Below are 19,981 nucleotides of genomic sequence, written 5' to 3'. Positions count from 1 at the left end.
TGCCGTAGCCCGCCTGGTGAAGAGGAAAGGGGTCATGCGCGTACTCTGGACACTGCCTTACCTGCCCTGGCCAACCACCAGTGGCGGCAAAACCCGACAGTATCACCTGCTGCGCAGCCTGGCGCAGCGCGGCCACCAGATCACCTTGCTGGTGCAATCCAAGACCCCGCCCTGCGAGGCGGCGCGAGCGGCACTGGAGCCGTTGCTCGAACGCTTGATCGTGCTACCCAGGCGCCCCTTGCACAGCCCGTTGAACCTGCTGGCCGCGGTGTATGCCGGCTACCCGATGCGCGCCAGCGTCAATGGCCTGGCGCCGCACCTGCGGCATTGCTTCGAGCAATTGCTCAACGAGCGCTGGGATGTAATCCAGATCGAGCACAGCTACAGTTTCCAGCCCTTCGAAAAAGCCCTGCAGGAACGGGGCCTGCCCTTCCTGGTCAGCGAGCACACCATCGAGTCGGTGGCCGGTGCCGCCTGCCATGACCGCCTGCCCCTGTGGCTGCGTCCCTTCAACGCGTTCGATCGCTGGCGCTATCGCCGCTGGGAAAACCGGGTGCTGAGCCAGGCCCACGAAGTGGTGGCGGTCAGCCCCAGCGATGCCGAACACATCACCCACCTGACCGGCTACCCCGCCACCCTGGTGATCAACGGCGTGGATTGCGCCCACTACCGCAACATCCAGCCGGCGATGCACAGCCAGCGGCTGCTGTTCGTGGGCAACTTCGAATATGGCGCGAGCCTCGAAGCCATCGAGTGGGCACTGGAAGACATCCTGCCGCAGATCTGGCAAAGCAACCCGGCGGTGCGCTTTGCCGTGGTCGGCCACGCCCTGCCGGACAGCTGGAAGTCGCGCTGGACCGATCCGCGCATCGAATGGGTGGGTTACCTGCCGGACTTGCGCGAGCTGCAACGGCATTCGGCGATTTTCTTCGCGCCACTGCGCTATGGCGGCGGCTCGAAGATCAAGGTACTGGAAGCCATGGCCGCCGGCTTGCCGGTGGTCACCACCACCAAAGGCATGTCCGGCCTGCAGGTGACTCAGGGCGAGCACTATCTGAGCAGCGACGACAGCGACCAGTTGGCCCTGCTGATCAACCAGTTGCTCAACCAGCCCTGGCGCATGCGCCAGCTGTCGGAGGCAGCGCGCCAGTTCGTCACCGAACACCACGACTGGAGCATCGCCGCCGCCCAGCTGGAAACCGTACACGCCCGCCTGAGCCAGCGCGCGCCGGCCCTGGCGAACCTCGAGGGCAACGGCCTGCTCAGCCGTTCAGCCGAGTAGTTCGCTCAAGGGAATGAACTGCACGGTATCGCCTTTGGCCGGCGTGGTGCCCTCGCGCACTTCCACCAGGCCTTCGGCCCAGGCGGCGCTGCGCAGGACACCGGAGCTCTGGTTCTTGTAGATCAGCGCCTGGCCCTGCTCCAGCCGGGCCCGCAGGTACTCGCGGCGATTGCCCGCCTTGGGCCAGTCGAAACCGGCCGGCACCGGGAACTGCAACGGCGTAACCTCGGCGACCCCCTGGCGGCGCAGCAGGTACGGACGGGTCAACAGGCCGAAGGTCACCAAGGTCGAGGCCGGGTTACCGGGCAGGCCAATCACCGGCACGCCCTTGTAGTGGCCGAAGGTCAATGGCTTGCCGGGCTTGATCGCCAGCTTCCACAACGCCAGCTCGCCGGCTTCACGCAGGGCCAGCCCCAGGTAGTCGGCCTCACCCACCGAGACACCGCCGGTCGACAGGATCAGGTCGACCTGGTTCAGGCCCGCCAGGCAGTCGCGGGTCTTTTGCAGGTCATCGGCAAGGATGCCCGCATCGATCACTTCGCAGCCCAGGCGCTGCAACCAGCTGACCAGCAGGCGGCGATTACTGTTGTAGATCTGCCCGGGGCCCAGCGGCAGGCCGGGCTCGACCAGCTCGTCGCCAGTGGAGAGCACCGCTACCTTGACCTTGCGCACCACCGTGAGCTCGGCGCAGCCCAGGGTCGCAGCCAGCCCCAGCTCGATCGGCCCCAGGCGCGTGCCAGCGGCCAGCACCGATTCGCCCGCACGGGTTTCCTGACCTTGCGGACGAACGTTCTGACCGACGTGCAGCGGCTCGGTGAAACGCACCCGCTGGTCATCCAGCACCTCGGCGTTCTCCTGCATCTCGACACAATCGGCACCGGCGGGCAGCGGCGCACCGGTGAAGATCCGCGCGCAGGTACCCGGTTGCAGCGGCTCGGGCGCGTGGCCGGCAAAGATCCGCTGGCTGACCGGCAACGCCTCGCCCTGCCAGTCGGCCAGGCGCAAGGCGTAGCCGTCCATGGCGCTGTTCGGCCAGGGCGGCAGGTCGAGGCTGGCAACCAGCTCCCGGGCCAGCACCCGACCTTGCGCCTCGGCCAGGGCCACCTGTTCGGTCTCGACGATCGGCGCCGCCTCGGCCAGTGCCAGCAAACGCGCCAGTGCGTCCTCGACCGCCATCAACGAGCTGCTCATGGACGCTTCAACCACGACTGGCGCAGGGTTCGGCCTGCTTGAGGTGGGTGACGAAATTGCACGGACGGTGACGGGCATCCAGCTGCTCGGCGAGGATGCCGTCCCAACCGGTGCGCACGGCGTTGGTCGAGCCTGGCAGGCAGCAGACCAGGGTGCCGTTGGCCAGCCCGGCCAGGGCACGGGACTGCACGGTGGAGGTGCCGATGTCGGCCATGGAAATATGACGGAACAGCTCGCCAAACCCATCGACCTGCTTGTCGAGCAGGCAGGCGACGGCCTCGGGGGTGCTGTCGCGACCGGTAAAACCGGTGCCGCCGGTAATCAGCACCACCTGCACCTGTTCATCGGCGATCCAGGTGGCGACCTGGGCGCGGATCTTGTACAGGTCATCCTTGAGCAGCACCCGTGCAGCCAGGCCGTGGCCCGCCTCGGTCAGGCGATCGACAAAGACCTGGCCGGAGGTGTCGGTTTCCAGGGTACGGGTATCACTGACCGTCAACACCGCAATGTTCAGCGGCACGAAAGGTACATCTGCCTTGGCTTTCATGGGACCTTGATCCATTGATAGAGGGAGGATGGACGGTGTTATATCACAGCCCTGCCCGGCTCGCGCCCGCTACCCTGAAAGGGATTGTCGCCCGTCAATGAAGGTGCGCAACCGCTATGCTGGTAAGTGCAAGGAACTTGCACAGCCCCCCTGCGTCTGAGGAACATTACGCACTATCCATTACCGGAGAAACACGATGATTCAACGGACCCTCCCCGCCCTCCTGCTCGCCGTCGGTCTTGGCACCCTGGCAGGTTGCGCATCGCCTACCGTCATCACCCTCAACGATGGCCGCGAAATCCAGGCAGTCGACACGCCGGAGTACGACGACGAAACCGGCTTCTACGAGTTCGAGCAACTGGATGGCAAGCGCACCCGCATCAACAAGGACCAGGTACGCACCGTCAAGGATCTCTGACGTGTGCAACAAGCCTTGTGAAGGGGGCTTGTCGGGGAGACATTTTTGAGTAATATTTTCTCCATCGGAGTGTAGCGCAGCCAGGTAGCGCGTCTCGTTCGGGACGAGAAGGCCGCAGGTTCGAATCCTGTCTCTCCGACCACATCCAAAGCAAAAAGCCCGCCCTTGAGCGGGCTTTTTCATGCCTGTGGGAGCGGGCTTGCCCCGCGATTGCGTTCTATCAGGACAATCGCATCGCGGGGCAAGTCGAATCGTCGCACCGCCGCGCCTACCGGAATAGCGTCATGCATGAATGGCCAGCATTGCGCAGTTGTAGCGGTAACAGGAGAATGCGCGCCTTTCGAACCTGGAGGTTGATTCTCATGCGTAAGACTCTTGCCGCCCTGACCCTGGGCCTGCTGTGCGCACAAGGCGCCGTGGCCGGTGATGGCCAGACCGCCCTGGGCGGTGGCCTGGGTGGTGTACTGGGTAACGTGGTCGGGCAACAGCTCGGCGGTCGCACCGGTGCCGCAATCGGCGCTGGCGTCGGCGGCGCAGCAGGCAGTGCCATGGCAGCCAAGAACGGCAACAAGACCAAGGCAGCCATCGGCGGCGGCCTGGGCTCGGCCGGCGGTTCGCTGATCGGCGGCTCGCTCGGCGGCAGCACCGGTTCGGCCATCGGCGCGGGCCTGGGTGGCGCTGCAGGCGGTGCCCTGGGCAACCACGTGGCGGACAAGAAGCGTCACTGATTGCACCTGGTTTCAGGGTCTTTTCGCGGGGCAAGCCCGCTCCCACATGCCCCGCGATGCTTTCCAGCCCCGAAAACAAAACAGCCCCCTGAATAGGGGGCTGTTTCGTTTCTAGCGTTTCACGACTTACAGCGCAGGCTCAGCCTGTACCACAGGGGCCGCTTCCGGCAGCACCGGAACGTACAGCAGGCCCAGACGCGAGCTGCTCCACTCACGGGTCTTGTTGGTCAGCTCAAGGTTGTTGTTGAGCTTCTGGCCGTAGGTCGGCACGATTTCCTTCAGCTTGGCCTGCCATTCAGGGGTCTTGATGCGATCCTTGAAGGTCTTCTCCAGCACGCTCAGCATGATTGGCGCGGCGGTCGAAGCACCTGGCGAGGCACCCAGCAGCGCAGCGATGCTGCCATCCTGGGCGGCAACCACTTCGGTACCGAACTGCAGAACGCCACCGTGCACCGGATCCTTCTTGATCACCTGGACCCGTTGACCGGCCTGCAGCAGTTTCCAGTCTTCGTTCTTGGCGTTCGGGAAGTACTCGCGCAGGGCATCCATGCGGTCATCGAAGCTGAGCATCAGCTGACCCATCAGGTAGGTGCTCAGGTCGATGTTGTCGATGCCAGCGTGGGTCATCGGCATGATGTTGTGGGTGGTCAGCGCAGCGAACATGTCGAGCAGCGAACCGTTCTTCAGGAACTTGGTGGAGAAGGTCGCGAACGGGCCGAACAGCAGCACTTCCTTGCCATCGATCACGCGGGTGTCCAGGTGCGGAACGGACATCGGCGGCGCGCCCACCGAAGCCTTGCCGTACAGCTTGGCCTTGTGACGGGCAACGATGGCCTGGTTGTCGGTCATCAGGAACTGGCCACCGACCGGGAAGCCGGCATAGCCGTCAGCTTCAGGGATACCGGACTTCTGCAGCAGTTTCAGGGCACCACCACCGGCACCGATGAACACGAACTTGGCCTTGACGCTACGCTCGGCGCCCTTGTTGGCGAGGTCGGCAACCACCACGGTCCAGGTGTTGTCGGCGTTGCGCACGATGTCGCGCACTTCGTGCTGCACGTGCAGCTTGACGTTGTCGCGCTTGGTCAGCGAGGCGATCAGCTGGCGGGTGATCTCGCCGAAGTTGACGTCGGTACCGATGTTCATGCGGGTGGCGGCGATCTTCTGGTCGGCAGCACGGCCTTCCATCACGATCGGTACCCACTTCTGGATCTGCGCGTGGTCTTCGGAGTACTCCATGCCACGGAACAGCGAGCTGTGCTGCAGGGCTTCATGGCGCTTCTTGAGGAACTCGACGTTCTTGTCGCCCCAGACGAAACTCATGTGCGGCACGTTGTTGATGAACGAGGTCGGGTTGCTCAGCACGCCCTGTTCGACCTGGTAGGCCCAGAACTGCTTGGAGATCTCGAACTGCTCGTTGACCCCGACCGCCTTGCTGATGTCGATCTTGCCGTCGGCGCCTTCGCTGGTGTAGTTCAGCTCGCAGAAGGCCGAGTGGCCGGTACCGGCGTTGTTCCAGGCGTTGGAGCTTTCTTCGGCGACCTTGTCCAGGCGCTCGTAGATGTCGATCGACCAGCCCGGCTCCAGCTCGTTGAGGTAGGTGCCCAGACTTGCACTCATGATGCCGCCGCCGATCAGCAGCACGTCTACGCTCTTTTCGGGCTCACTGGGCTTGGAGCAGCCGATGACACTCAGGCACAGGAGCGTCAGCAGGATTTTTTTCATAGTTCAATCCAATTGGGGTGAAGTAATTGGCAATGACCGCTGGTCCCGTAGTGCACGCCCGGATTCTTGTTGTTGCTCGCGCAGACCAAAGCTTAGCTGAGCACGATACTCAGGCAATCGGCCTGGACGCGCGCGCGATGGTTGGCGGCTGGGGTTGTTCGATGGATCGGGAAACGGTCACCCGGGCGTCTGACAACACACCGGGTGCTTGCGAGGCCTAGGCCTGCCCGCCTTTAAGCACAAAGCGGGCCAACTCTCTCAAGACCAAGGGCTAATACCCGGGACGCGTCGTCGCACCCCATCTTTAGCGGTTTTTCTGGCGACAATCCGCCACATTGATCGCCACTTTTGCCGGCATGTGGCGGATTTCCCCCGTCGCGGGTCAGGCGCTCAGCCGCGCCGTGACTTCGCCAAGCTGCCCCGACAGCCCGTGCAGGCGATGACCGGCCTGCTCGGTGTGCTGCACCGCCTGCTGGTTGGCGGTGGCGATACGCGTGATTTCCACCAGGTTGCGGGAAATGTCCTCGGCCACGCTGGTCTGCTCTTCGGCGGCCGTGGCGATCTGCCGGTTCATGTCGCGGATCGCTTCCACCGCCTGGGTGATGCGCTGCAGCATCTGCCCGGCGCGCTGGACCTGCTCGGCCCCCTCTTCACTGCGCTGCTGGCCGCTTTCGATGGCCCTGACCGCATCCACGGCGCCGGACTGCACGGCGCTGATGATCTGGTTGATCTCGGCGATCGACGCCGCCGTGCGCTGGGCCAGGCTGCGCACCTCGTCGGCGACCACGGCGAAGCCGCGCCCGGCCTCCCCTGCCCGCGCCGCCTCGATGGCGGCATTGAGCGCCAGCAGGTTGGTCTGCTCGGCGATTCCGCGGATCACTTCCAGCACCTTGCCGATGCGCGCGCTGTCGGCCTCCAGATCGCGAATTACCGCGGCCGTACCGGCGATCTCCTGGTTGACCGTGGCAATGGTGTCGATGGTGGCCTGCATGACCTGCTCGCCCGCCTGGGCACTGTGGTCGGCATCATCGGCCGCCCGCGCCGCTTCGGCGGCATGGCGGGCGACTTCCTGGGCAGTGGCGGACATCTCGTGCATGGCCGTGGCCACCTGATCGGTGCGCTGGAACTGATCGTCGGTGCCCACCGCCATGCTGCCGGCGATGCTACGCAACTCGCCGCTGGCGGTTTCCAACTCGCCGGCATTGCGCTGCAGGCGGCTGACAGTATCGGCGAGAAAGTCGCGCAAGGTATTGGCCGCCACGGCCAGGCGGCCGAGCTCATCCTGGCGATCGCTGGGCACCCGTGCCTCGAAGCGGCCCTGGCTCAGTTGCGCGACGTAGTCGATCAGGCCACGGATCGGCTCGATCAGGCTGCGATTGACCAGCCACAGGCTGAGCAGGCCGACCAGCAGCGCCGAACCGAACATCACCAGCAGGCCCAGCCACACGGTGCGCTGCGCCGACTGGTTGATCGCCTCGGCGCGGGCCTGGGCGTCGGCGCGCAACTGGCTGACCAGCGCGCTCATCTGCTCGCTGGCGGCGCGATCCACACCTTTGACCGCCTGGTCCCCCACTACCGGATCGCCGCCTGCTGCGAGGAACGCCTGGCGACCCTGGGCATAGGCCCGACCCAACTGGCGGTGGCTTTCCTTGAGCTGTTCGGCGCGCGCCTTGAGCGGCGCCTCGCTGTGCTCGATCAACTGTTCGAGAATGCCCTGCACCTGCTGTTCACGGGCAAGAAATTGCTGCCAGTACTTGTCCAGCTCAGCCGGCTGCTTGCCGCGCAACAGCACGTTCTTCCACTCCTGGACCTGGACCTTGAACTGCAGGTTGGCTTCGTCGATCAACTGCGAGGCCTGCAACGGCCCGTCGATCAACTGCCCGTAACCACGAACACTGGACGACAGCAGTTGAAAGCACACAAGCGCGATGATCAGCATGGCCGACAGACTGCCAGCCAGCAGCGCGAGAATTTGCATTCTCAGGGATTTACGCAACATCGGAAGGAATCCAGAAACAAGGAATGGGAGCCAAAAAAAAGCTGCCATCGAGTGATAGCAGCCAGGTTCGAGCGTTACGCAACAGCTGGACTAGATAGTCTCAGGGGATTGCTACAGAAATGTGACAGCCGGCGGAACGCTGTCACAAATCCGTAACGGTGTTGAACTGCAATGCCGCCAGGCGTGCATACAACGGGCTCTCGACCAGCAGTTGACGGTGAGTGCCAATCGCCACCAGGCGCCCCTGGTCGATCACCGCGATGCGATCGGCGTGTTGCACCGTGGCCAGCCGATGGGCGATCACCAGGGTGGTACGCCCGCTCATCAGGGTCGGCAGCGCCTGCTGGATCAGGTGCTCGCTGTGGGCATCGAGGGCGCTGGTGGCTTCGTCCAGCAGCAGGATCGGCGCATCCACCAGCAAGGCCCGGGCGATCGCCAAGCGCTGCCGCTGGCCGCCCGACAGGCCCAGGCCGGCATCGCCAAGGTGGGTCTGGTAGCCCTGGGGCAATTGCAGGATGAAGTCATGGGCGTGGGCGCTGCGCGCGGCGGCTTCGACCTGGGCCATGCTCGCAGCGGCCCGGCCATAGCGAATGTTCTCCTCCACCGTGCCGAAGAACAGCGCCGGATTCTGCGCCACCAGGGCGAAGTGCCGGCGCAGGTCCAGGGGATCGAGGCAGTCGATAGCTTGACCGTCAAGCAGAATGCGGCCTTGCTGGGGATCGTAGAAGCGCAGCAGCAGGTCGAACAGGGTCGACTTGCCTGCCCCCGACGGCCCGACCAGGGCCAGGGTTTCACCCGGCTCGACGGTCAGGCTCAAGCCATCGATGGCGGCGGGCTCGGGGCGCGAGGGGTAGGCAAAGCGCACCGCCTGCAACTCGATCCGCCCCCTGGCCCGCGGCGCCGAACGTTCCAGCCCCTGGGCCGGCGCGCTGATCTCGCTGCGCGCAGCCAGCAACTCGGCGATCCGCTCCGCCGCGCCGGCAGCCCGCTGCAACTCACCGATCACCTCGCTGACGGTGCCGAAGGCACTGCCGACGATCAGGCTGTAGAACACAAAGGCGGCCAGTTCACCGGCGGAAATCCGCCCGGCGATCACGTCCATGCCACCGACCCAGAGCATTACGCCCACGGCGCCGAGCACCAGCACGATCACCAGGGTGATCAGCCAGGCACGCTGGCGAATGCGTTTGCGGGCGACGCTGAACGCCGCCTCCACCGTGTCGGCGAAGCGTTGCTGGTCGCTGCCCTGGTGGTTGTAGGCCTGCACGGTCTTGATCTGCCCGAGGGTCTCGGCCACATAGCTGCCGACGTCGGCGATGCGATCCTGGCTCTGGCGCGACAGGCTGCGCACCCGCCGGCCGAAGATCAGGATCGGCGCAACCACCAGCGGCAGGGCCAGCACCACGATACTGGTGAGCTTGGGGTTTGTGACGAACAACAGCACGATGCCGCCCAGCACCATCAGCACGTTGCGCAGGAACATCGACAGCGACGAGCCGATCACCGACTGCAGCAAGGTGGTATCGGCGGTCAGGCGCGACTGGATCTCCGAGCTGCGGTTGCTCTCGAAAAAACCCGGGTGCAGGTAGATCAGGTGATCGAACACCTGCTGGCGGATATCGGCCACGCAGCGCTCGCCGATCCATGACACCAGGTAGAAGCGGCTGAAAGTGCCGATCGCCAGCGCCACGACCAACGCCAGGAACACGCCGATGGACTGGTTGAGCAAGTGCGGCGAGCCGGTCATGAAGCCCTGGTCGACCAGCATGCGAATACCCTGGCCCATGGACAGGGTGATGCCGGCGGTCAGCACCAGCGCCAGCAACGCCAGCACCACCTGTTTGCGGTATGGCCGGATAAAGCGCCAGCCCAGGCGCAGGGCCTGGCGTTGGCGCTCGGAAAAACGCTTGAACATGGAAGGACCGAAGCTCCGTGGTTTTGATTCAGCCTACACCCTTTAAGGCCCGCTCCAATGGCTGATAGACCGTTTTGGTCTAAAGTACCACTGGAGCTTTACCTTGCTTTCTGTTGGACTTGACCAAGGTCGTGGAGTGACCGGCCCCGCGCTGTCACACGCCAGTCACCCAACGCGCCTAGTCTTAGCTGGTAACCTGATGAGGAGACAGGAAATGAGCTTGCAGCAAGGGAAAACAGAGCAAGCAACCGCGCCAAAAGCCGAGGCGCCGAAGGTGCCGGTGTGCGGCTCGATCATCGGCCCTGACGGGCAAGAGGTCGAGATCACCGAGGACATGATCCAGCAAGCGTGCGAGAAGCTGGAAAAAAGCCGTGAAGAGCGCGCCCAGAAGAATCCCTGACCCCCGAATTTCTCAACCCGGCATCAACGCCGGGTTTTTATTGCCCGCATCACACCAGCACACCACCCAGCGCCCTGACCATCTGTGCCAATTGCGGCGCGTCGCCGTGCAGGCGCACGAGCAGCCCCTCGATCTCGCGACGTGACGGATAGTGCTTGCGCAAGGCATCGAAGGCCGCCTTCTGTTCCTGCACGTCACTGCTCAAGCTGCGGCGGAAATCGGCATCGTCGCGGCGCGGATCGTAGACGGCGCGGCACAGGGTCGCCAGGGCCCAGGCCGGGTCGGTTTCAGCCTGCAGGCCGATTTCGGCCAGCCAGGGTTGCGGCAACAGGTCGGCCAATTGCACCGCTGCCGGCTCGCCACGCCAGGCACAGAACGCCTGGTAGATCTGCGCCGTGCCGCGCTGCTTGCCGTCCAGGCTGTAGCCGGCGATGTGTGGAGTGGCCAGCACGCAGAGGTCGGCCAGCTCCAGATCCACCTGCGGCTCGGCTTCCCAGACATCCAGCACCGCCAGGACATCCTCGCGCTCGAGCAGCAACTCGCGCAGCGCCACATTGTCGATCACCGGACCACGGCTGGCGTTGATCAGCCACGCCCCCGGGCGCAGGCGTGCCAGTTCCGCGGCAGCGAGCAAATGCCAGGTGGCATGCTGGCCTTCGCGGCTCAACGGGGTGTGCAGGCTGATCACGTCGCACGTATCGAGAATCCGCTCCAGGCTGACATAGTCACCGCCTTCACGGGCCTGGCGCGGTGGATCGCAGACCAGCACGTTCCAGCCCAGGCCACGCAGCACCTCGACCAGGCGCCCGCCGACTTCGCCGGCGCCAACCACGCCATAGGTACGCCCGGACAGTTCGGCGCCATCCAGCTCGGCCAGGGTCAGCAGGCTGCCCAGCACATAATCGACCACGCCGCGCGCGTTGCAGCCTGGCGCACTTGACCACTGGATCCCGGCTTCGGCGAAGTAGTCCAGGGCCAGGTGATCGGTACCAATGGTGCAAGTGCCGACGAAGCGCACCTTGCTGCCTTCAAGCAGTGCCCGGTCGACCCGGGTCACCGAGCGCACCAGAAGCACATCGGCATCCCTGACACAGTCCGCGTCGATGGCGCGCCCGGGATAGCGGCGGATCTCGCCGAATCCGGCAAAGAAGGCATCGAGCAGCGGAATATTCTCGTCGGCAACAATCAGCATGGCGCTCTCCTATCGGGGGATCGCAGTGTAGGCCCTTGCCGGAGGCGAATCCAGCGAGGCGCGCTGGCACCTGGCGAGTTTCCTGACCAATGCGTCAAGGCGTATACTGGTGTGTTCCGCGCACTTTTCCTGGGGACGCCTGCCTTGTGACACCGATGACCGCCGACACCCTCTCTGCCCCCCTCTCCCGCCCTGCCCGTATTCGCACCGAGTTGCGCAGTCTGTTGTGGCTGGCCACGCCCATCATCATCGCGCAGCTGGCCACCACCGCCATGGGCTTCGTCGATGCCGTGATGGCCGGGCGGGTCAGCCCGCGTGACCTGGCGGCCGTGGCCCTGGGCAACTCGATCTGGATCCCGCTGTTCCTGCTGATGACCGGCATCCTGCTGGCCACCACGCCCAAGGTCGCCCAGCGCTTCGGCGCCGGCCAGCACGCCGAGATCGGCCCGCTGGTGCGCCAGGCCCTGTGGCTGGCGCTGGCCGTCGGCCTGATCGGCAGCGCCCTGCTGCTCAGCGCCGAGCCGGTGCTGCAGGTGATGAAGGTCGATGCGCAACTGGTCGCGCCGAGCATGGGCTACCTGCAAGGCATCGCCTTCGGCTTTCCCGGCATCGCCCTCTACTATGTGCTGCGCTGCTACAGCGATGGCCTGGGCCGCACCCGGCCAAGCATGGTCATCGGCCTGCTAGGCCTGTTGCTGAACATCCCGCTGAACTACGTGCTGATCTACGGCCACTTCGGCCTGCCGGCCCTGGGTGGCGTCGGTTGTGGCTGGGCCAGTGGCATTGTCATGTGGTTCATGGCCCTGGGCATGGCCGCCTGGACCCGCTGGGCCCCGGCCTATGAGGGCAGTCGGGTACTGGTGCGTTTCGAGCGTCCGCAGTGGGCAGTGATCAAGCGCCTGGTAGGCGTCGGCCTGCCCATCGGTATCGCGGTATTCGCCGAGTCGAGCATCTTTGCGGTGATCGCCCTGCTGATCGGCAGCCTTGGCCCGACCGTGGTGGCCGGGCACCAGATCGCCCTGAACATCAGCTCGCTGCTGTTCATGATTCCTTATTCGCTGGGGATGGCCGTGACCGTGCGGGTCGGCCAGGCGGTCGGCGCCGGCCAGCCGCGCCAGGCCCGCTTCGCCGCCCTGGTCGGCCTGGGTGCGGCACTGGTGTTCGCCTGTTTCTCGGCAGCGTTCATCCTGCTGCTGCGCGAACCGATCGCCTCGATCTACACCCCGGACACCGCGGTGATCCAGATTGCCGCCATGCTGATCGTGTATGCCGCGCTGTACCAGTTCTCCGATGCCATCCAGGTGATTGCCGCAGGCGCGCTGCGCGGCTACCAGGACACACGGGTAACCATGATCCTGACCCTGTTCGCTTACTGGGGTATCGGCCTGCCGGTGGGCTACCTGCTCGGCCTGACCGACCACTTCGGCCCGGCCAGCGGGCCAAACGGCCTGTGGGAAGGCCTGATTGCCGGCCTGACCTGCGCGGCGCTGATGCTGTCGATCCGCCTGGCACGCAGCAGCGCCCGGCACATTCGCCGGGCTGGGCGCGCCTAGTCGACTTTCTTGCGGATCCAGTACAGGTAGGTGCCGGCATCTTCCTGTTGCTGGACCAGCTCATGGCCGAGGAACACGCAGAACTTGGGGATATCGCGACGCGTCGACGGGTCGGTGGCAATCACCTTGAGCAGGCCGCCGGCGGCCAGGTCGCGCACGTGCTGGTGCAGCATCATCACCGGCTCCGGGCAGTTCAGGCCGGTGGCGTCGAGGATGGCGTCTGGGGTGAAATCGGTCATGTAGAACTCCGGAAACAATCAGCTATTGTCGCGCAAGGGGGCCTTCGCGTCATCCTTGAGGACCTCATCGCCGGCTACGCCAGCTCCCACAAGTGTCAGCCCCATCCCTGTGGGAATTTCTGTCCCTGTGGGAGCCGGCAGAGCCGGCGATCAATTCAACGCGGTTTCAGGTCCAGGCGCCGCAGGTGGCAGGTCACCTCTTCACGATCGTGATACAGCTGCTTGCAGCCGATCGACACCTTGACCTTGCGTGCCTTGAACCCCTCTTCGATACGATCGAGCAAGCGCCGCACCTCGGCATAGCGCTGCTTCATCGGCAGCTTGAGGTTGACCACCGCCTCGCGGCACAGCCCCTCGCCCAGCCAGGTTTCCAGCAAGGCGGCACTGCGCGCCGGCTTCTCGACGATATCGCAGACCATCCAGTCCACCGTCTGCCGGGGTTTGTAGGTAAAACCGTCGGCCATCAGGTGCTGGACCAGCCCGGTGTCCATCAGGCTCTCGGCCATGGGGCCATTGTCGATGGCGGTGACCAGCATCCCGCGCTTGACCAACTGGTAAGTCCAGCCCCCGGGCGCAGCACCCAGGTCGACGCCGGTCATGTCGTCGGACAGCCGCGCATCCCACTGGTCGCGGGGAATGAAATGGTGCCAGGCCTCTTCCAGCTTCAGGGTCGAGCGGCTTGGCGCTTCGCGGGGGAACTTCAGGCGCGGGATGCCCATGGGCCACATCGCCGAGTTGTCGGCATCGGCCAGGCCTGCAAACACCCGCCGGCCGCTGACGAAGGTCAGCAGCAGACGCGGCTTGCCGGCATCCTCGACCAGCCGCCCGGCCTTGCCCAGCGCCTTGCGCAACGGGACCTCGAACTTGCGGCAGAAGGTCGAAAGCTCCTTGCCCTCGTTGGTGTCCATCACTTCCAGCCACAGGCTGCCACACACCGGGTAATCGGCCAGGTGCTCAAGCAGCACGCTGATGCGGTCGGTTTCCGGCAACTCGATGAAACTGCCGCGCGCCCACTGGCGCGGGAATATCAACTGGGCAAAGCGCAGTTCGCGCATCAGCCGCTCGGCGCCTTCGGCATCGTTGCAGATGAACTCGGCGCAAGCGCTCTGCGGCTTGGCCTTGGCGTAGCCGGGGACATTCAGGCGGGCGGCATGCTCGGCGATTTCGGCACAGACTTCGCTCTCGAAACCGGGCCGGCAATGCATAAACAGGGTATTCATCTTCACTCCAGGAGGGTGGGCGGCCAATCACGCCGACCCTGACCGGGCGCAATGCACTGCGCCGGTAAATCGGCGAATGATAAAGGAAGTTCGGAACCGGTGACATGCCCCGCCGGTCCAGTTCTTGGTCAGGTGCGCCAATCGGGACTAACCTGACCATTCAGCCAGGGTCCGTGCCGTGCGGACCGTCACAGAGGCGGTGAACCGGCGACAGCAAGGAAGATTGCCGTTCACCGGCGCAGAAGGAGTTGGTATGCCCTCGCTCGACAGCCTGAACACCCTCAAGACTCTGACGGTCGCCGACCGTTCCTATCACTACTTCAGCCTCGGCGAAGCCGCCCAGAGCCTTGGCGATCTGCAGCGCCTGCCGATGTCGCTGAAGGTGCTGCTGGAAAACCTGCTGCGCTGGGAGGACGACAAGACCGTCACCCGCGCCGACCTCGCCGCCCTGGCCGACTGGCTGAAGACGCGCAGCTCCGAGCGCGAGATCCAGTACCGCCCGGCGCGGGTGCTGATGCAGGACTTCACCGGCGTGCCGGCGGTGGTCGACCTGGCCGCCATGCGCGCGGCCATGGCCAGGGCTGGCGGCGATCCGCAGCGGATCAACCCCCTGTCGCCGGTGGACCTGGTGATCGACCACTCGGTGATGGTCGACCGCTATGCCAACCCGCAGGCGTTCGCCCAGAACGTCGACATCGAGATGCAGCGTAACGGCGAGCGCTACGCCTTCCTGCGCTGGGGCCAGAGCGCCTTCGACAATTTCAGCGTGGTGCCGCCGGGCACCGGCATCTGCCACCAGGTCAACCTGGAATACCTCGGTCGCACGGTCTGGACCCGCGACGAAGACGGCCGCACCTATGCCTTCCCCGACACCCTGGTGGGCACCGACTCGCACACCACCATGATCAACGGCCTGGGCGTGCTCGGCTGGGGCGTTGGCGGCATCGAGGCGGAAGCGGCCATGCTCGGCCAGCCGGTGTCGATGCTGATACCGGAAGTCATCGGCTTCAAGCTGACCGGCAAGCTGCGCGAAGGCATCACCGCCACCGACCTGGTGCTGACGGTCACCCAGATGCTGCGCAAGAAAGGCGTGGTGGGCAAGTTTGTCGAGTTCTACGGCGACGGCCTGGCCGACTTGCCCCTGGCCGACCGCGCGACCATCGCCAACATGGCCCCGGAATACGGCGCCACTTGCGGCTTCTTCCCGGTCGACCAGGTGACCCTGGACTACCTGCGCCTGTCGGGCCGACCGGAAGCGACCGTCCAACTGGTCGAAGCCTATTGCAAGGCACAGGGACTGTGGCGCCTGCCCGGCCAGGAGCCGATCTTCACCGACACCCTGGCGCTGGACATGCATGAAGTCGAAGCCAGCCTGGCCGGCCCCAAGCGCCCGCAGGACCGGGTCGCCCTGTCCCAGGTCAGCCAGGCCTTCGATACCTTCCTCGGCCTGCAACTGCGCGCTTCAAGCAAGGAAGTCGGTCGCCTGGAGAGCGAGGGCGGTGGCGGGGTCGCGGTGGGCAATCCCGATCAGGCCGGCGAGGTCAGCTACGAGCATGAGGGCCAGCAGCACCTGCTGCGCGACGGCGCCGTGGTGATTGCCGCCATCACCTCCTGCACCAACACCTCCAACCCCAGCGTGATGATGGCCGCCGGCCTGGTAGCGAAAAAGGCCGTGGAAAAGGGCCTCAAGCGCAAACCCTGGGTCAAGAGCTCGCTGGCGCCCGGCTCCAAGGTGGTGACCGATTACTACAAGGCAGCGGGCCTGACCCCTTACCTGAACGACTTGGGCTTCGACCTGGTCGGCTACGGCTGCACCACCTGCATCGGCAACTCCGGGCCGCTGGACGACGCCATCGAGAAAGCCATTACCGGTGCCGACCTGACGGTCGCCTCGGTATTGTCGGGCAACCGTAACTTCGAAGGCCGGGTGCACCCGCTGGTGAAAACCAACTGGCTGGCTTCGCCGCCGCTGGTGGTGGCCTATGCCCTGGCCGGCAGCGTGCGCCTGGACCTGGCCAGCGAGCCACTGGGCACCGGCAACGACGGCCAGCCGGTGTACCTGCGCGACATCTGGCCGAGCCAGCAGGAAATCGCCGCGGCCGTGGCCAGCGTCGACACCGCGATGTTCCACAAGGAGTACGCCGAGGTTTTCGCCGGTGACGCCCAGTGGCAGGCGATCGAAGTGCCTCAGGCGGCCACGTATGTCTGGCAGGACGATTCCACCTACATCCAGCACCCGCCCTTCTTCGACGACATCACCGGCCCGCTGCCGGTCATCGACGACATCCAGGGTGCCCGGGTGCTGGCCCTGCTCGGTGACTCGGTGACCACCGACCACATCTCCCCGGCCGGCAACATCAAGGCCGACAGCCCGGCCGGCCGTTACTTGCGCGACAAGGGCGTGGAACCGCGAGACTTCAACTCCTACGGCTCGCGGCGGGGCAACCATGAGGTGATGATGCGCGGCACCTTCGCCAACATCCGCATCCGCAACGAAATGCTCGGTGGCGAGGAAGGCGGCAACACCTTGTATGTACCCACCGGCGAAAAGATGGCGATCTACGATGCGGCCATGCGCTACCAGGCCGACAGCACGCCACTGGTGGTGATCGCCGGCCAGGAATACGGCACCGGCTCCAGCCGCGACTGGGCGGCCAAGGGCACCAACCTGCTGGGCATCAAGGCGGTGCTGGCGGAGAGTTTCGAACGAATCCACCGTTCCAACCTGGTGGGCATGGGCGTGCTGCCGTTGCAGTTCACCGGCGGGCAGACCCGCAAGACCCTGGCCCTGGACGGCAGCGAGCGCATCGACATCCTTGGCCTGAGCCAGGTGCGGATCACCCCGCACATGCCATTGACGCTCAGGATCAGCCGCCAGGATGGCAGCCAGGAACAGATCGAAGTGCTGTGCCGGATCGACACCCTCAATGAAGTGGAGTACTTCAAGTCGGGAGGCATCCTGCATTATGTGTTGCGGCAAATGATCGCAGCCTGAGCCATCCGCGTGTCCCGGACACCGCCTGGACTGTCGTAGGCTTCAGGTTTTCACTGCTGAAGGATGTTCCATGTTGGTGTCCCAACGGATTGGACTGGCCCTGCTGGGCCTTGGCTACAGCGTTGCGCTCGTCCATGGCAGCCTTGGCCTGCTGGTGCTGCCCAGCCTGATTGCCCTGCTCTGCGCAGGGCTGTTGGTCAATCGCCCCGGCCGCTGGCAGCAAGGCTGCGGCCACGGGCTGTTCGTGCTGCTGGCCCTGGCCCTGGCGCTGCACTGGCTGCCAGGCTTCCATAGCACCCGGGTGATCGACAAGGCCGTCCTCAGCGCCGGCGCCCTGCCCTTTTCCCTGTACCTGAACCTGGACAAGCCCTTGATCGGCTTCTGGCTACTGCTGGCCTGCCCCTGGGTGCTGGCGCTGAGTGGCAAACGCCTGGTTGCAAGCCTGGCCTTGACCTTGCCAGGCGTCATTGCCGCCTGCCTGGGCGGCGCCTGGCTGATGGGGATGATCACCTGGGCCCCCAAGTGGCCGGAGCAGGCCTGGCTCTGGGCGCTGAACAACCTGCTGCTGGTCAGCCTCACCGAAGAGTTGCTGTTTCGCGGTTATATCCAGGGTGGGCTCGAACGTCTGACCCATAACCGCCACCTGGCCCTGCTGCTGGCGGCCGCCCTGTTCGGCCTTGCGCACCTGGGAGCGGGATGGCAGTGGTTCGCACTGGCGACCCTGGCCGGTCTCGGTTACGGGCTGGCCTATCGTTTTGGCGGCTTGTTCGCTGCCGTGTTGTGTCATTTTGCCCTGAACCTGGCCCACTTCACTGGATTTACCTACCCCATGCTCGTCCCGGGGTAATCAGTCGTTAAATATTCGTTCAACAAAAACCCCATGCTGCCGATAACCCTTCAAAGCCTTGCGGATTGAACAGCTCATGCGTAATAACCAGCCGATTACCCAGCGCGAACGGACTTTTCCTGCCCAACAACGTTTGATCTCGACCACCGATACCAAGGGTGTCATCACCTATTGCAATGATGCCTTCGTCGAAATCAGCGGCTTTTCCCGCGAGGAGCTGATGCGCGCCCCGCACAACCTGGTGCGCCACCCGGATGTACCACCCGCGGTGTTTGCGCACATGTGGGCCACGCTCAAGCAGGGCCTGCCATGGATGGGGATCGTCAAGAACCGTTGCAAGAGCGGTGATCATTACTGGGTCAACGCCTATGTCACGCCGGTGTTCGAGAACAACCAGGTGGTGGGCTTCGAATCGGTGCGGGTCAAGCCGACCGCCGAGCAGATCCGCAGGGCCGAAGCGCTGTACCAGCGCATCAACCAGGGCAAGTCGGCCATTCCGCGGCGCGACAAGTGGCTGCCGGTGGTGCAGGACTGGCTGCCGTTCATCCTGGTCAGCCAGATCGGCTTTTTGATCGGCAACTGGCTCGGTCACTCCTGGGGCTTCGCCCTGGCGGCGGGCCTGTCGGTGCCACTGGGGCTGCTCGGCCTGAGCTGGCAACAACGCGGCCTCAAGCGCCTGCTGCGCCTGGCCGAGCAAAGCACCTCCGATCCGCTGATCGCGCAGATGTACACCGACAGCCGTGGTGTCCAGGCGCGCCTGGAAATGGCCATGCTCAGCCAGGACGCACGGATGAAGACCTGCCTGACCCGCCTGCAGGACACTGCCGAACACCTCAACGAGCAGGCCCGGCAGTCCGACACCCTGGCCCACAACAGCTCCTCGGGGCTGGAGCGCCAGCGTGTCGAGACCGAACAGGTCGCCGCCGCGGTCAACCAGATGGCCGCCACCACCCAGGAAGTAGCCAATCACGTCCAGCGCACCGCCGACGCCACCCAGGAAGCCAACCGCCTGACCGGCCGTGGCCGCGATATCGCCGGCGAGACCCGCGAGGCCATCCAGCGCCTGTCGGCAGCCGTGGGCGAAACCGGGCTGACCGTCACCCAACTGGCCCGCGACAGCGATGAAATCGGCGGCGTGGTCGATGTGATCAAAGGCATCGCCGACCAGACCAACCTGTTGGCCCTCAACGCCGCCATTGAAGCGGCGCGTGCCGGCGAAATGGGCCGAGGTTTTGCCGTGGTGGCCGACGAAGTTCGCCAGCTGGCCCAGCGCACCAGCGAATCGACCGGGCAGATCCATGGCCTGATCGCCAAGCTGCAGCAGACCGCCAGCAATGCCGTGCAGACCATGGAGGCCGGTCACCGCCAGGCTGAAGAGGGTGTGGCACGGGTAATGGAAGCGGACCAGGCACTGGTCGGCATCAGCGAAGCGGTGGCCAACATCACCGACATGGCGACCCAGATCGCGGCGGCGACCGAGGAGCAGACTGCAGTGGCCGACGAGATCAGCCGCAACATCAGCACCATTGCCCAGCTGGCCGACCAGACCTCCGAACAGGCCCAGCACTCGGCGCTGCTCAGTGAAGAACTGACCCGCACCGCGACCAGCCAGTACTCGCTGGTTGAGCGCTTCAACCGCTGAAACATGCGCAAGCAACTGTCCTTTGTAGGAGCGGGCTTGCCCCGCGAAGCGATGTGACTGACACACCGCAATCGCGGGGCAAGCCCGC

The 19,981-nt window shown here is 65.0% G+C and carries 16 protein-coding genes, 1 tRNA gene and 1 pseudogene; 9 read left to right on the top strand and 9 right to left on the bottom strand.

Annotated elements, in window-relative coordinates; translation table 11 throughout:
• Positions 1-34 precede the first annotated feature (34 nt).
• A complete protein-coding gene (locus tag M2D63_RS08890) occupies positions 35-1,282 on the top strand; it encodes a glycosyltransferase family 4 protein (RefSeq protein ID WP_285862496.1) in 1,248 nt (415 codons plus the stop codon).
• On the opposite strand, the gene glp is transcribed toward M2D63_RS08890, so the two are convergent.
• Both glp and moaB read right to left on the bottom strand, forming a co-directional pair.
• Positions 1,271-2,473, bottom strand: coding sequence for a gephyrin-like molybdotransferase Glp (gene glp, locus M2D63_RS08885; protein ID WP_285862495.1), 1,203 nt, complete (start codon positions 2,471-2,473; stop codon positions 1,271-1,273). The two genes, M2D63_RS08890 and glp, sit on opposite strands and share 12 nt — an antisense overlap.
• A 7-nt stretch (positions 2,474-2,480) precedes the next feature.
• On the bottom strand, positions 2,481-3,020 hold the full coding sequence (gene moaB / locus M2D63_RS08880) for a molybdenum cofactor biosynthesis protein B (protein ID WP_285862494.1): 540 nt from the start codon (positions 3,018-3,020) through the stop codon (positions 2,481-2,483).
• Positions 3,021-3,216: 196 nt separating this feature from the next.
• On the opposite strand from moaB, the gene M2D63_RS08875 reads away from it, so the two are divergent.
• The 3 genes from M2D63_RS08875 (at position 3,217) to M2D63_RS08865 (ending at position 4,166) form a co-directional block, all read left to right on the top strand.
• Complete coding sequence (locus M2D63_RS08875; RefSeq protein WP_285862493.1) at positions 3,217-3,438, top strand: YgdI/YgdR family lipoprotein; 222 nt, start codon at positions 3,217-3,219, stop codon at positions 3,436-3,438.
• Between the two features lie 65 nt (positions 3,439-3,503).
• A tRNA-Pro gene (locus M2D63_RS08870) sits at positions 3,504-3,580 on the top strand.
• Between the two features lie 220 nt (positions 3,581-3,800).
• Complete coding sequence (locus tag M2D63_RS08865; protein ID WP_285862492.1) at positions 3,801-4,166, top strand: glycine zipper domain-containing protein; 366 nt, start codon at positions 3,801-3,803, stop codon at positions 4,164-4,166.
• Positions 4,167-4,292: 126 nt separating this feature from the next.
• Here the strand turns inward: M2D63_RS08865 and mqo are convergent, their stop codons facing one another.
• The 4 genes and pseudogenes from mqo to M2D63_RS08845 all read right to left on the bottom strand — a co-directional run bounded on the left by mqo (position 4,293) and on the right by M2D63_RS08845 (position 9,805).
• The gene (gene mqo, locus M2D63_RS08860) at positions 4,293-5,891 is read right to left on the bottom strand and encodes a malate dehydrogenase (quinone) (protein ID WP_285862491.1); all 1,599 of its coding nucleotides are present in this window, start codon (positions 5,889-5,891) and stop codon (positions 4,293-4,295) included.
• A 382-nt stretch (positions 5,892-6,273) separates the two neighbouring features.
• Complete coding sequence (locus M2D63_RS08855; protein ID WP_405309526.1) at positions 6,274-6,978, bottom strand: methyl-accepting chemotaxis protein; 705 nt, start codon at positions 6,976-6,978, stop codon at positions 6,274-6,276.
• Positions 6,979-7,206: 228 nt separating this feature from the next.
• A pseudogene (locus tag M2D63_RS08850) lies at positions 7,207-7,317 on the bottom strand (hypothetical protein); the annotation flags it as partial.
• Between the two features lie 715 nt (positions 7,318-8,032).
• Positions 8,033-9,805: an ABC transporter transmembrane domain-containing protein gene (locus M2D63_RS08845; protein WP_285862489.1), complete on the bottom strand. Its 1,773-nt coding sequence runs from the start codon at positions 9,803-9,805 to the stop codon at positions 8,033-8,035.
• 214 nt (positions 9,806-10,019) lie between these two features.
• On the opposite strand from M2D63_RS08845, the gene M2D63_RS08840 reads away from it, so the two are divergent.
• On the top strand, positions 10,020-10,205 hold the full coding sequence (locus M2D63_RS08840; RefSeq protein ID WP_285862488.1) for a PA1571 family protein: 186 nt from the start codon (positions 10,020-10,022) through the stop codon (positions 10,203-10,205).
• 49 nt (positions 10,206-10,254) lie between these two features.
• Here M2D63_RS08840 and pdxB read toward each other — a convergent pair whose 3' ends face one another.
• Positions 10,255-11,397 (bottom strand): 4-phosphoerythronate dehydrogenase PdxB, encoded by a 1,143-nt coding sequence (gene pdxB / locus M2D63_RS08835; protein ID WP_285862487.1) that lies wholly within the window; start codon positions 11,395-11,397, stop codon positions 10,255-10,257.
• Positions 11,398-11,552: 155 nt separating this feature from the next.
• On the opposite strand from pdxB, the gene M2D63_RS08830 reads away from it, so the two are divergent.
• Positions 11,553-12,950, top strand: coding sequence for an MATE family efflux transporter (locus tag M2D63_RS08830; RefSeq protein WP_285862486.1), 1,398 nt, complete (start codon positions 11,553-11,555; stop codon positions 12,948-12,950).
• On the opposite strand, the gene tusA is transcribed toward M2D63_RS08830, so the two are convergent.
• Together tusA and rlmM are read right to left on the bottom strand one after the other, a co-directional pair.
• Complete coding sequence (gene tusA, locus M2D63_RS08825) at positions 12,947-13,189, bottom strand: sulfurtransferase TusA (protein WP_285862485.1); 243 nt, start codon at positions 13,187-13,189, stop codon at positions 12,947-12,949. The genes M2D63_RS08830 and tusA overlap by 4 nt on opposite strands.
• 155 nt (positions 13,190-13,344) lie before the next feature.
• Complete coding sequence (gene rlmM / locus M2D63_RS08820; RefSeq protein WP_285862484.1) at positions 13,345-14,409, bottom strand: 23S rRNA (cytidine(2498)-2'-O)-methyltransferase RlmM; 1,065 nt, start codon at positions 14,407-14,409, stop codon at positions 13,345-13,347.
• Between the two features lie 253 nt (positions 14,410-14,662).
• Between rlmM and acnA the strand changes: the two genes are divergently transcribed.
• The 3 genes from acnA to M2D63_RS08805 all read left to right on the top strand — a co-directional run bounded on the left by acnA (position 14,663) and on the right by M2D63_RS08805 (position 19,893).
• A complete protein-coding gene (gene acnA / locus M2D63_RS08815) occupies positions 14,663-17,404 on the top strand; it encodes an aconitate hydratase AcnA (RefSeq protein WP_285862483.1) in 2,742 nt (913 codons plus the stop codon).
• Positions 17,405-17,474: 70 nt separating this feature from the next.
• Positions 17,475-18,251 (top strand): CPBP family intramembrane glutamic endopeptidase, encoded by a 777-nt coding sequence (locus M2D63_RS08810; RefSeq protein ID WP_285862482.1) that lies wholly within the window; start codon positions 17,475-17,477, stop codon positions 18,249-18,251.
• A 76-nt stretch (positions 18,252-18,327) separates the two neighbouring features.
• Positions 18,328-19,893: a PAS domain-containing methyl-accepting chemotaxis protein gene (locus M2D63_RS08805; RefSeq protein WP_285862481.1), complete on the top strand. Its 1,566-nt coding sequence runs from the start codon at positions 18,328-18,330 to the stop codon at positions 19,891-19,893.
• Positions 19,894-19,981: the final 88 nt, after the last annotated feature.

The sequence above is a fragment of the Pseudomonas sp. BJa5 genome, assembly GCF_030272875.2.
In the GTDB taxonomy this organism is placed as follows: domain Bacteria; phylum Pseudomonadota; class Gammaproteobacteria; order Pseudomonadales; family Pseudomonadaceae; genus Aquipseudomonas.
Note: the sequence above shows the minus strand (reverse complement) of the source record. Positions and strands in the feature narration are given on the sequence as shown.